The sequence below is a fragment of the Butyrivibrio sp. AE3004 genome, from assembly GCF_000703165.1.
Taxonomy (GTDB): domain Bacteria; phylum Bacillota; class Clostridia; order Lachnospirales; family Lachnospiraceae; genus Butyrivibrio.
In genome coordinates this window covers 34,575-47,224 of sequence record NZ_JNLQ01000002.1, presented here as the reverse complement: position 1 = coordinate 47,224, position 12,650 = coordinate 34,575, and the positions used below count along the sequence as shown (strand labels likewise).

The 12,650-nt window shown below is 43.6% G+C and carries 14 protein-coding genes; all 14 read right to left on the bottom strand.

Features of this window, described 5'->3' with window-relative positions:
* Positions 1 to 41: 41 nt before the first annotated feature.
* Entirely contained in the window at positions 42 to 371 is a 330-nt protein-coding gene (locus BV60_RS0102485; protein WP_029319256.1) for a plasmid mobilization protein, read from the bottom strand.
* A gap of 1 nt (position 372) precedes the next feature.
* The gene (locus tag BV60_RS24140; protein WP_330376176.1) at positions 373 to 996 is read right to left on the bottom strand and encodes a helix-turn-helix domain-containing protein; all 624 of its coding nucleotides are present in this window, start codon (positions 994 to 996) and stop codon (positions 373 to 375) included.
* A 7-nt stretch (positions 997 to 1,003) separates the two neighbouring features.
* Positions 1,004 to 1,504, bottom strand: a complete 501-nt coding sequence (locus BV60_RS0102475; RefSeq protein WP_029319252.1) for a hypothetical protein — start codon at positions 1,502 to 1,504, stop codon at positions 1,004 to 1,006.
* A complete protein-coding gene (locus tag BV60_RS0102470; protein ID WP_029319251.1) occupies positions 1,504 to 1,827 on the bottom strand; it encodes a hypothetical protein in 324 nt (107 codons plus the stop codon). The genes BV60_RS0102475 and BV60_RS0102470 overlap by 1 nt, the downstream gene beginning before the upstream one ends.
* Positions 1,827 to 3,041, bottom strand: coding sequence for an ArdC family protein (locus tag BV60_RS0102465; protein WP_156035922.1), 1,215 nt, complete (start codon positions 3,039 to 3,041; stop codon positions 1,827 to 1,829). The genes BV60_RS0102470 and BV60_RS0102465 overlap by 1 nt, the downstream gene beginning before the upstream one ends.
* A 71-nt stretch (positions 3,042 to 3,112) precedes the next feature.
* Positions 3,113 to 3,868, bottom strand: a complete 756-nt coding sequence (locus tag BV60_RS20780; RefSeq protein WP_035777030.1) for a DUF4366 domain-containing protein — start codon at positions 3,866 to 3,868, stop codon at positions 3,113 to 3,115.
* Complete coding sequence (locus BV60_RS0102450; RefSeq protein WP_029319248.1) at positions 3,855 to 4,175, bottom strand: DUF4315 family protein; 321 nt, start codon at positions 4,173 to 4,175, stop codon at positions 3,855 to 3,857. The genes BV60_RS20780 and BV60_RS0102450 overlap by 14 nt, the downstream gene beginning before the upstream one ends.
* A 50-nt stretch (positions 4,176 to 4,225) precedes the next feature.
* Positions 4,226 to 6,031 (bottom strand): C40 family peptidase, encoded by a 1,806-nt coding sequence (locus BV60_RS0102445; RefSeq protein ID WP_051656464.1) that lies wholly within the window; start codon positions 6,029 to 6,031, stop codon positions 4,226 to 4,228.
* 17 nt (positions 6,032 to 6,048) lie between these two features.
* A complete protein-coding gene (locus BV60_RS0102440; protein ID WP_029319245.1) occupies positions 6,049 to 8,451 on the bottom strand; it encodes a VirB4-like conjugal transfer ATPase, CD1110 family in 2,403 nt (800 codons plus the stop codon).
* Between the two features lie 19 nt (positions 8,452 to 8,470).
* The gene (locus BV60_RS0102435; protein ID WP_029319244.1) at positions 8,471 to 8,857 is read right to left on the bottom strand and encodes a PrgI family protein; all 387 of its coding nucleotides are present in this window, start codon (positions 8,855 to 8,857) and stop codon (positions 8,471 to 8,473) included.
* 17 nt (positions 8,858 to 8,874) lie between these two features.
* On the bottom strand, positions 8,875 to 9,744 hold the full coding sequence (locus tag BV60_RS0102430) for a VirB6/TrbL-like conjugal transfer protein, CD1112 family (RefSeq protein WP_029319242.1): 870 nt from the start codon (positions 9,742 to 9,744) through the stop codon (positions 8,875 to 8,877).
* Between the two features lie 225 nt (positions 9,745 to 9,969).
* Positions 9,970 to 10,182: a Maff2 family mobile element protein gene (locus tag BV60_RS0102425; RefSeq protein ID WP_029319240.1), complete on the bottom strand. Its 213-nt coding sequence runs from the start codon at positions 10,180 to 10,182 to the stop codon at positions 9,970 to 9,972.
* A gap of 233 nt (positions 10,183 to 10,415) precedes the next feature.
* Positions 10,416 to 12,179: a VirD4-like conjugal transfer protein, CD1115 family gene (locus BV60_RS0102420; protein WP_029319238.1), complete on the bottom strand. Its 1,764-nt coding sequence runs from the start codon at positions 12,177 to 12,179 to the stop codon at positions 10,416 to 10,418.
* Positions 12,176 to 12,643: a PcfB family protein gene (locus BV60_RS0102415; protein WP_029319237.1), complete on the bottom strand. Its 468-nt coding sequence runs from the start codon at positions 12,641 to 12,643 to the stop codon at positions 12,176 to 12,178. Before BV60_RS0102415 ends, BV60_RS0102420 begins: the two co-directional genes overlap by 4 nt.
* Between the last annotated feature and the right edge of the window lie 7 nt (positions 12,644 to 12,650).

Sequence of the window (12,650 nt, the reverse complement as noted above, 5' to 3'; positions counted from 1 at the left end):
AAAACGGCCATGAGACTTTTACTAATCCCATGGCCATCCAACTATTGTATTGCAGCAAGGCGGGCAAGAACCCCCTTTACTGCTATCCATATTTCTTCCTGCTGTTCTTTAAGCTGCTGGATATCATGCTGGTAAATACTGCCATTCTCATTTGCTTTCTTTGCATACTGATTAAGATTGTTGCTGTTGATACGCATGAGCCTGACCACTTCTTTTATGTCCGACAAGTCCAGGACAATGATATAACCATCAATTGCCATCTTCTTGATATAAGCACTTAGGTTTTTTACACCTGCGGAATCCATCTTTGCTTTGATCATATCCTTATCATGGTCGGATATCCTAAGATGGATCTCTGTGTTCTTTTCCATATCAAAGCACCAGCTCAGGGGCGAGTTGCCTGTGAGGTCTGTCATCTGCTTCGGGCTTGCAGTCATGAAGCATTTTCAAAAGAGATGTCTTCTCTTCTTTTTCTTTAACACTGACCTTGGGCATGCTGACTTTCTCTGTAGCAGTTTGCCTCTCATAAAGCTTTTCATCCTCATCAGGGATTCCATTGGCGTTATCATCAATGACATTGACTGTGTTATTGATTATTCCATCACCAATCATATTGTCATTCTGCTCTATCTGGTCTTCAAGTCCTCTTCTGACATTACCGATTGTATTGGGATCAAGTTCCTGAGGGAGCTTAATACCAAACTCAGACCTGACTTTATACTCGATGAGTGAAAACACATATGCTGGCATTGTCCGGAGATTATTCTCCCAGTCGCTCATGGTCCTGTAAGGAATATCAAGATATTCAGCAAACTCTTTTCTGTTCATACCAGTCTGTTCACGAAGCTGCGTAAAACGTTCTCCCTGTGAAACATCTCCGGTGATCATGGGCATGACATTTGTATCCCGTTCCGCTCCTATATTCTGAGTCGGGGCAGAGATGGTTCCATTTACTTCATCCCACTTTTCTATGGGTATTCCTGTTCTTGGTTCCATAACGATATCACTCCCTTCGCTGCTTACTTTGGGGAAATCGTATCTCGAAGTGAGACCTCTGTTCCTCATCAATGGTCATGTCAACATAGCAGCTGAACTTATTGCCGGTCCTTTTTGAAACACAGTTTTCCAGCTTTACCGTTCCACAGTTCACAAGATCATCGGCGACTTCTCTTGTCATCTCCTTGCCTATTGCCTGGAAAAATCTGTTGTTCTTCCATAAAGCAAAATGGCACTCCATGTTATCACAGAAGAATCCTTTCTCCCTCTCGATAACATGAGTGCCACATAGAGGACATTCACCTACTATTTCCTCTTCGTTGTATACCTGCTTTGTACCGCTACCATCATCGAAATTCCCAAATGGAAGTTCATCACCGCCACTCTCTGCAGCTTTTCTCTGTCTAAGGGCAACAAGCCTTTTCTCATTTTCTTCATCACTCTCAAATGGAATGTAGCCGTCATAATCTTCGGCATTGATCCATCCATCATCTTCAGGTATTCCCATCACAATTCCTCCTTCGGATCGACATATGGATATGCGACCTCACGTTCATATTCACGTTCCCAACTGATCTTATAGTTCTCAACAAGGATATCCGCCATGTCCTTTATGGACTCTGTAAGATCCTTTGATGACTGGAACAAGTCTCCCACTTCTCCAAATATGGAAAGCTCATCCTCTGCAAGCTTAAGGCCTCTTTCTTCCGCAACAGCCAGATCCTTTATAAGCTGGGCTATTTCTGAGCCCTTCTTAAGAGCCTTTAGAAGTTTTATGTTTTCCTCAAGGAGCTCTATGTTCCTTGAAGCATAATCATGTCTCTTACCCATCAGATTGCTACCCCCTTTGCATCTTTACTGTCATTTCCGGTCATTTTATTTTTGATTTTGTCTTTCTCAAGTCTCAGTGAATCCAAAAGAGACGGCTTCTTTCCTCCAGCACCATCGGGTAAAATGCGTACTGTTCCAAGAATCCGTCTCTCCGCTATCACTTTTTCTTTCGGTTCATCCACTAAAGGCCAGTCATCATCTGCTCTGTTATTTTCGACAGAGGATTTTTCAGATGTGTTATTCCCAGTAGATGCAACTGTCTTCTCCTCATCCCTTGCCTCTGTCTTCTCTGATTTTTCAGTCTTCACCGGCTCATTATCCGGTACAATCTCAGGATGCCTCTCCTTATAGATATCCCTAAGTTCATTTTCAATCTTTGTGATGATCTTTGATGAAGCTCTCCTGATAGTATTCAGGGAATCCTTTAGTTCCTTCATGTCTGCATCCGTTGTATACCCGGTTAGATATGGAAAGCTGTAGGCATCTGTATCATAGCCCATATACTTAAGTACAATGCAGGCTGTTCCTTCTGCTTCCAGTTCTTTTCTGTTCTTACTGATATCTTTAGGTGCATCAGCATGAAGCATGGCATGTGTGATCTCATGAAGACATGTCTTTACTGTCTGCAGCTCACTCATGTCCTTCTGGATCGCAATCCTCTTATCAGCCACATGATAGTAGCCCTTCGCTCCAGACTGTATATCTTCAAAGCCAATCGGAACAGGACTCAAATCCTTGAGAACTCCCATCATAAGTTCAAACTTATCGACTTCACCCTTGAGCTCATCCACTCCAACCTTTGGCAACTCTTTTCCATCAGTCTGTGAAACATCAAAAGTAGTCTCAGCCTTAAATCCCATGACCTGGTATTCTTTTGTTTCCTTCACACGCTCACCATCAGAGTCGATCACAGGCTTCCCATTTGAATCAAGCTTATCTACTTCCTTCTGAACTGTATAAGGCGCCGGGGCAATGATCCTTATGCCCTTCTCGCCTTTTTTCACATAACGTCCCATCTTCTTCCATCCATCAAAGCCCTGACACAAAGTAGCATCAGGTCTCTGCATTGCAATGAGCATGCAGTTGTTCATGGAATAATGCGGGAATTTTGCCATGACAGCGAGGAGTTTTTTGTACTCCCCACTGTCGCGGACTGCCTTCACGCCATCAGTTAGCTGGTCTGTCAGCTGCTTTAACCTGTCTTCTCTTTCCATCCTTTGACTCCTTTTTCTCTGCTCTTCTCACAGCTTTCACATAAGCAATATATCTGGACTTTCTGGCCATATCACTCATCCCCCTCATCATAAGAAGTCTCTGCTTCCGTCTCAGGAATATCGTCCTCAGTTTCAAAATCTTCTTCATCATCACTGCCAATACTGTCGAGGTAATCCTGATCTGTATAATCCTGGTCGGGATCTACTCCGGTACTCTTTTTCTTATTATTCTTGGTTGATGTGTAATACATGAAACCACCTGCAGCACCAAGACCGATGATAAGTATAAATGCCATGATTGCATTTACATTTACCGGCTTTTTCTCAGGTTCGGGCTCCACCACTGGTTCGGTTTCCGGTTCAGGTTCCGGCTCTATCTTAACCGGCTCGGGATCCTTTTCCTCTTCCTTTCCGATTCCTGTAACTTTTATGTATTTATCCACCTGGTCATCATCCATAAGTGATAAAAGATCTGACTCATCAACCATGTTGAGGAAATGAACATTTTCGTTTCCCTCATCATCACGGTCAATGATGATATAAAAATAATTGCCGCTCTTTGTCATAACAGTGATGAACTGCTTGCCGCCTGCTTCAAGGGAGCCATAATCATCAACAAGCTCCATGTTGCCATCAGGAGTTAGTGGTCCCCATTTTTCCTCCACCGGAGTGTCGGGAGTTTCGGGTGAATTTTCAGTTTCCTCCGTAAAACAGTCAGGTCCTCCTGCAAAAGCAGTCACAGGACTAAAACAAAAAAGTGACCCCATAAGAGCCACTGATACGCCAAGAGTCTTAACTCTGGCACCTATTAACTTAATAGCTTCCATTTAAGATTTCCTCCATCTCGTTGTTTTCTTTTCCGTGGTCATCACTGTCTTTTACAGGATCCCCAGAATCAACCTTGTTACTTGTTTCCTTTTTCTTCTTTGGAGCAGAAGGTTTTTCATCCTTGACTCCAAGGTACTCTGCCAGCTGCTCAGGTGTCATCTTCACTTTCTCAGCAAGTCCTACAAGTGCAGTTGCCTCTTCTTCCTTGAGCTTCGCCGCACTTTCTTCCATCTTTGCCCTGGCTTCCTCGAACCTTACAGTATTCCTTTCATGTTCTGCTCTTATCCTTGTTAATTTCTCAAACATGCTTTTCCTCCAATGAAATCCCCCTGCAAAGCTGCAGGGGACTACATAACCTACCCAATACGTCCAAATCCAAGGAAGTGCGACTGCCAGTAGGATGTGTTTATACTCGAATAATGAACAGGGTTACCTGCATGGATCATCCAGCCACCACCCACGTAGATTCCGACATGACTAGCGCCGGGAGTATCATATGTGCCCTGGAAAAAAATAAGATCTCCAGGTTTTGCTTCCGAAGGTGACACCGGTGTTGTCCTGGCCCGAAGTCCATTAGCTGTGAGTCGTCCGTAATTCCAGCCGTTGCCACAGTGGTTGATTACCCAGCTTACAAAGCCAGAGCAGTCAAATCCCGAAGGGCTGTATCCTCCCCAGACATAAGGAACACCAAGATACCTTTCTGCCTCCGCTAGCATCCTGGCAAACTGTTCATCTGACAGATATTCCCCCGGAACGTGGTGCTCATCACTGTCACCGGGATGGGAATCATCCGTGTTGTAATAATCATCCTCACCAAAGAGATATTTCCTGTTTCCATAGGTGAGCATGAGAAGCTTTACACGTTCTTTTTGTGCTTCTGTGAATCCCAGTTCATCAGGGACAACATCAAGGGTATGATTTACAAGATAAACATTTAGAATGTAATAATCGTATTCCTCTGTTATGGTTTCCGTATATGGTTCCCAATAACCTCCGTCTTCAAAAGAATCATCCTCTACCCAACGGATTCCGGATACTTCCACTTCCCTTTCCCTGGTCTCAACCTCTTCCTCAGTGGTCAGTTCATACTGGATCTCAAATATCTCCTGCAGTTTTGCCTGTACATCCTCACGCTTGTATGCTTCAAAAAGGACTGTCAAGATTGCTGCCAGCTGATATGGGTTATGCCCTATCTCATCGAGATGATAGTTAATTTCGTCATAGTCCGCGTAATCTGTCTCTATGTTATCGATATCATCCTGAAGGCCTGCCTCCAGTTCCTTATAGTCATCCTCAGCTCCGAGTATGTCCTCATCTTCAGCAGTATATGAAGAAGCAAAAACCACATCTCCGCTGCCGCCTCCCATGGCAGAGCATGAGCTCATCATACCCATAACTGCAATTATCAGAATAAAAACAAGAACTATTATCGCTGAGGCAACAGGATTATCCTCCACAAACTCTTTTACTGTTTCCCATAAAAGAGCTGCCATATCTTCTGCTTTGTCAGTGATCTTACGTCCAATCTTGCCGCCGTTTTCTGCAGCCCTGGCCTGCTTTTGCATTGCCTTTTTTTGCATTTCCCTCTGGGCTTTCTGCTTTGCTGCTTCCTTTTCAGTGTCCAGTTCTTTTCTCTTATGCATCTTGTTGCTGTACTTTTTGTTTTTCGCTTTTGATGTAGCACTGCTGACTGCGCCACTTGCAATATAACCACCAGTATCAACAACCTCTTCTGCCACAACTGACTCATCTTTCCCGTCATCAGTGGAACCAACCATATCAGAAACTATGCCAATTCCGGTCAGCGCATCTGCAGCTGTTCTGGAAAAAGCCCCCGAAGGTTTACCATCCGCCCCGGTATTACCGTCCGTACCTTTTCTTGCAGTCCGCTGTGCTTCTTGGTCTGCTTTCCTTTTAGCTTCGGAATTCTTACGATTCTTCTCAATATCATTAGCCTTCTTCTGACTCTGCTTATGGATTTTATGTTTTCTTTTCTGTTCCTCTGCAGTGTCCCTGTTGTCAGCTCTTCCATTTCGAAGCTTCTTCTCGTAGTACCTCCTTGCGGAATCCTTGGTTTTCAATTTATTGGCATGGGTCCTGACTTTATTTTCATCTACGGAAGCCTCATCACGAGGCTCCCTTGTGTATAATCCTTCATCCATTACATGTCTCCCATCGTTTATGCGGTGGTTTTATTCTGTTCTTTCTGCGCCGAAGTCTCCGAGAACTTGGTATTGATAACCTCATACAGCTTGGTCTCTTTAGGGAATCTGTCAATGAACGGCAGTATTACATTTCCATAAAAAATAAGCCCTTCACCTTCTCCCGAATGTGTCACATACGAAAGCTGGTGTGGACTTATGTTAAGCTGTTTTGCAAGGATTGCCCTGTCCCCTACGGCCTGATTGAGCATTAAAATGAAGTCAGAGTTTTCAAATATATTTTCTACTTCCCTTGATGCAAGCAGGTCTTTGACGTTCTGGGTTATACCTGTCGGCATACCTCCCCACTTTCTAAAGCGCTTCCAGATCTCAACTGTATAAGCTGCTGTCTGCTCTTCACGAAGGAGCAGATGCATCTCATCCATGTAGTAACGGGTGGACTTTCCGGCTTCTCTGTTCTCTGAAACCCTGCACCATACCTGGTCCTCAATGATGAGCATACCTATCTTCTTAAGCTGTTTGCCAAGATCCTTTATGTCAAAGCAGACAAGACGGTTGCGCAGTTCCACGTTTGTCCTGTGGTTAAAGACATTAAGTGATCCTGTTACATAAATTTCAAGTGCAGTTGCAACGTATTTAGCCTCTGGCTCATCCTGCTTAAGGAGCAGGTTGTAAAGATCTTCCAGTATCGGAATATTCTCTGGTATCGGATCCTCAAGATACTTTCTGTAGACCTGACGGACACATCTGTCTATAACAGTCTTTTCCGTGGGCTGCAGACCATCCTTTGCTCCCATGATAAGTTCACACAGGGAAAGGATGAAATCCACCTTAAGCATCACAGGGTTATCATCCTCCGAGTAGTTCATGTTAATGTCCATGGGATTGATGTACTGGTCTGATGTGGGACTTATCTTTACCACCTGACCGCCAAGATACTCCACCATCGCTCTGTACTCATTTTCCGGATCTGATATGATGATATCATCATCCGTAACAAGGAATGAATTTACAATCTCCCTCTTAGCTGCGAAGGATTTACCTGCACCGGGAGTACCAAGGATGAGGCCATTAGGGTTCTTAAGCTTCTTTCTGTCCACCATGATAAGGTTGTTTGAAAGAGCATTAAGCCCATAATACAAAGCGCCCCTATGATCCTGAAACAGTTCCTGTGTAGTAAAAGGAACAAAGATCGCTGTACTTGAAGTTGTCATGCCACGCTGAATATCAACCTCGTTGTAGGCAAGAGGCAAAGTACTTACAAGTCCCTGCTCCTGCTGGAAATCAAGGCGTACCAGATTGCAGCTGTGCTTCTGTGCAATGGATGATGCCTGGAAGATATTGTTATCAAGCTCTTCCTTGGTCTTTCCTGTGTTCATGATAAGAAATGTCAGAAGAAACATTCTCTCATTCTGTGACTGCAATTCCTTAAGGAGGGCCTTTGCGTCCTTTCCGTAAGTAGCAAGGTCTGAGGGAATAATCTCCATATCATACCCGGCTCTTACAGCCTTTTTCTGTTCTTCTATCTTACTTCTGTCGAGCTCGGTGATAGTATGCTTTACAGTTTTTATCGCCTCATTCTGATCAACAGAGTGCAGATGCATGGTGACTATCTGACTTGATTCCATCCCTAGAAAATCAGCCAGCATCCTGTCGCTGACATCTGATGCATCGATTGATAAAAAGCTCATGGAACACCAGGTATCTCCCATCTTAAAATACCTTCCATTAGGAAATTCAAAGGAGCTTGGTGCAATAAAGTCTTTTACAGAAAGACCACTCTTTGCAAGGTATCTCCAATCAAAATGGAATTTCGCATTATCTCCCATATGAAGTTGCTTATGCATGAGAGCAAGTCTCTGCTCTCCATTAAGAGTTTCAGCTAACACACCAAGTCTCTTGAAGTTGTTCAGGATATCCATTTCTATATGGATTAGTCTTGGCTTTGCAGACCTCATGGAATCCGCGTGGATACCAAAAGTGATGTACTTTACTTTTGTAAGTCCGTTATTACCTGCCTGCATGTTACGGAGCAGGATTCCTGAGTACTCATCCCTTACATCATTGAAGGGATCATTCTGATGGACTATCGCAATCTTTTTCTCAAAGTCTCCCACTTCAGTTGCGAAGTTCATGAATGAAAGTTCAAAATGAACCGAACTGTCAAAGAAGTTTAGGAATCCACACCACTCCTCAAATATCTCGGTCTTATCCTCCTGCTGTGCAAGCTGATAATTGATATCCTGGAACTGGATGGTCTTTGTGTAATAGTCCATTCCCACTCTGATTATTCCATCCGGAAATACGCGGTCAAAGGGGAGCGTCTGCTGTGCAGTCCTCGGAGTCCCATCATCCTTCTTCGCATTTTTTATTATTTCTCTTACCTGTGCCTGCTCACTCTTTGATAAGCCTTCAGGCATCTGGAACTGTCTTGTGTTCTTATTTTTTCTCCACGGAACTACGAACAATTCTGTCCACCTCCCTTTCTGCCCTGGCTGTCCGCTCCAGAGCCGAATAATAATTATCCGTTTTATACGGTCGTTTTCTTGGCCGCACAAACACGGCCTCTATGAAATGCCCAAGATATACTTCCAAAGGTCTTCCATTTTTCTCGTAAAGTGCAAAGAAGAATATTGGCATCATTATGATCATCATGCACATGATAGCCACATTTACCGGAGCCATGCTCTTTATAAGAAAAAATGACGGAACTCCTATGAACGCCGCCACCAAAAAACATCCTAACTGTCTTTTTGTCAGATTTAAGATTATTTTGCTTTTGACCTTTGTAAGATCTCTTGGAACTGATATATATGAAGCTGCCATATATCTCCTTCCTCATTTTATGTGCACTGCAGGATTGCCTTGGCTACTGTGTTTGTCTTAAACAGTGAAAATGCCAGAAGCAGTGTATATCCTACAACTCCCCAAAGGGAACCTACGATATCGCTTGAAAATGCAAGTGTCTGTATAAGTGCAGCATAGATACCAACGCATATCATGATAAGGAATCCCTGAAGTCCTAATGCAAACAGGCTCTTTCCATAATTGATACAGACTGAGCTCTGTTCCTTGTTAGCAAAAGTAGCGAGTGGTATCGGAGCAAGGGAAACATACATATAGATCTCGATCATTCTCACATAGATGATGACAAATATGAGTTTCGAAAGGATCTGCGTTACGATCATGATTATTGAGACCTGGAAAAACAGTGCAAAAATGCTCCATATATCCATAGCCTCTATGGTTGCCTGCATCGAGGCAAGTGCTGATGCATCAACCGCTGTTGTGGCTGCAATGACTCCGCCCGCATTTAATATGATATGCTGAGCTACATCAAATACCGCCATTGTGAAATCAAAAGTATGCGAGATTATCTCTACTGCAATGGCTGTCTTAAACACCCATTTGAAAATGAACCATGTTTCAAAATTCGCCAGGTTGTTGTAACTGATTATCAGCTGTATCAGCTCATAACATGCTACAAACGTAAGGATTATTCCCGCTATCGGCATTATGACCGTCTCTGAGATATTTCTTATCATTCCAAAGACTGTCGGATTAAAAGCTGAAGGCGTTGTACCCACATCTGATGCAATCGTTCCAACCTGGTCATTTACACAGTCAAACATGGTCTGCAGTACACTCATAAGGTAGGGAATTATCATATCTTTGAGATGCTGTTCTATCTCTTGAAATAATGTGTCAAACATATCCCTCCTAAGTTTTTACCAGCTTGTTGCTGGGTTGTTTTTTAGATTGTTTTTAGATTGAGCCAGACTCGGAAATGTAGCCATTTCCTCGTTGGCGGATATCCGCCAACTGGAGATATGCAGAAAAGTTTTCGCTGGAGCAAGCTCCGCTCCAACTTTCTTGCAATCTCCGCCTGGCTCTGTATTTTTTCCTTATTCAGTTGTAATTTCTTCTTCCTGGGCTAATCAGAAAAGTCCTGAAAGAAGGGGAACCACAGTTGTTCCAAGGAGGCAAACACCACCTCCGGCCATCAGCTGCTTCATTCCCTGTGACTTGGCTCCAGGATTATCATTGCCATATCCCTCAAGAAGGTTTACAATACCCCATACACCAAGGCCTGCGCCTAATGCTACTACAATTGTCTGTAATGCCCCTACGGCAGAAACGAAAAATGCCATAACACGTTGACGGAAAAACGTATATAAATATACTTTATATAGTTTCCGACATCCTCCTTCCAATATTTTTTGTTGGTAAGCGACACCACTCGTACTTCTGTGATGCCGGTTGATAGTTGCTTTCCGGTACCCGTCGACTGATACCGGACACATGGCCATGCCGCCTGTTTCCAGGCAATATATAAAGCCCTGAATGCATGCCTTTTATTGACATAACATCGGGCTCCATATCATTACTCTTCTACTGTTTCCTCAATAACTTCATACTCGTCATCGGGTTTTAGTTTTAGTTCATGATCGAGGAATTTCTCGACATCGAACCAGTTCTTCTTATCAGCATCCGCAGTATATTTATACATTGGATGCTCTGTCAGATCATATTTATCCGACAAAAATGGTCTTACGCCACGCACCTGTACGATGCATTTGCCGCCATCCATTACTGCAAGCTCATCAATGCTCATAAGATCATGTCCGAGCTTCTGATAGTTAAGGTTATAACTCTGCGATGTTCCCCTGGACTCACCTGTGTTATACATGTCGATGGTCTCTTTTCCCAGACTGGTATTAAGGTCTTTGAGTGTTGTCTGTTCAGAGCCACCAAGGAAAATCTGACTATCACAGTTGCCTATGATGGTCTCGGAGTTATCCTTGTAGATAGCCTTAAGCTGCGACTTTGCCTGAAGCACAAGCGCCGCAGAAATCTCACGGCTTCGAATAGTTGCCATGAGCTTCTCCAGGTTCGGGATCTGTCCGATATTCGCGCACTCATCGATAAGACACCTTACATGAACAGGAAGCCTTCCCTTATAGACATCATCAGCTTTTTCACACAGAGTATTAAAAAGCTGCGTGTAGATCATACTGATAATGAAATTAAAAGTGCTGTCTGTATCTGACATTATGAGGAACAATATCGTCTTCCTGTCACCGGTCTTATCAAGCTCCAGCTCATCATAACTCATGATCTCTCGAAGCTCGGCAATATCAAAGGGCGCAAGTCTTGCTCCGCAGCTTACCAGGATACTCTTAGCTGTCTTTCCGGCAGCTAATTTATACTTGGAATACTGCCTTACCGCAAAGTGATCAGGATCCTTTTTCTCAAGTCTCTCAAAAAGAATATCAACCGCATTTTTAAAAGACTCGTCATCCTCCCTGATCTCCATTGAATTGATGAACTCCACAAGTGTGTTGAAGTTCTTTTCCTCCTCAGGAGCCTCATAATATATCAGGCCGATAAGAGCCGTATAAAGCAGCTTTTCAGCCTTCTCCCAGAAAGGATCTCCAGGAGTACCCTCCCCCTTGGTGTTAGCCATCAGCGTAGTCACCAGCTTCAGGATATCCTTCTCCGAATGAATGTAGGAAAATGGATTATAATGCTGGCTCTTCTTAAAGTTTATGGTATTGAAAACCTTTATCTCATAGCCTGCCTTTAAGAACACGTTACCAACTTCACCCAGGACCTGTCCCTTAGGATCTGTAAGTACGTAGCTGCTGTGAAGCTGTAAGAGGTTAGGTTTTATCCAGTTTCTGGTCTTACCTGAACCGGAACCACCGATAAGAAGTACATTCTTATTCCTTGCATGGATCCAGTTCTTTGGTCTTGAGTTCATCATTAGCCTCTCTGTTTTTGACAGGATGATGTTGTTCTCAAATACCGGATCTTCAAAAGGCTCTATGTCCTCCTGTTTTCCCCATCTCGCTGAGCCGTATTCCTTTCCATGCCGAAAGGATTTTGCATTCTTCCCCTTAAGGTAGACCGCTAGCCTCAGCGCCAGTCCGCAGACAATACCTACAGTAAGGTCAAATGGATTGAAGCTTGGCAGGATATTCGCAAAAGCTTTTGAAAAACCGCCATATATCACAAGCCCCTGGAGTTTTTCTGACATGTTGTGTCCCAAGGCTATTCTCCAGGCCTCACCAAGATTTGTACAAAAAAGCCCCACCAGCACGTAGGGAATATTAAGGATTATCAGTTTCTTTGTTTTTCTATTCATCTGACGTACTCCTTAAACTTCTCTTTTACTTTGCGTGGAGCCTTTGCAATCTCATCCTTAATCTTCTTAAGTTCCTTGAGAAGACTGGGCTTACCCTGCAGTTTGACTACTTTCGCAGAGTACTCCTTTACCACTGCGGTTATAGCATCCATGTCCTTAGCCTTGAAAAAGCATGTAAAGCGTGGAGGATCTGCTGTCTTGTCCTTTACAATGGCAAAATCAACACCATACTTGTTCGCAATTCTCTTGAAAGTCCTGATGCTCTCTCCGCTTACTTCCATGCTGGAAGCACCCTGACCTTGCTTTATAAGCTGTTTGACAGTCTGCTTTCCTTTGCCGGCAGTGAACTTTTTATTCTTCCTGTGCCGCAGATATGCCTTTAAACAATTCAAGAGAATACGCCCCGAGACTTTTCCGGTATTTATTGCAAACCGGACAGTCTTCTGAGATACTTCTTCATTCATAGGCACT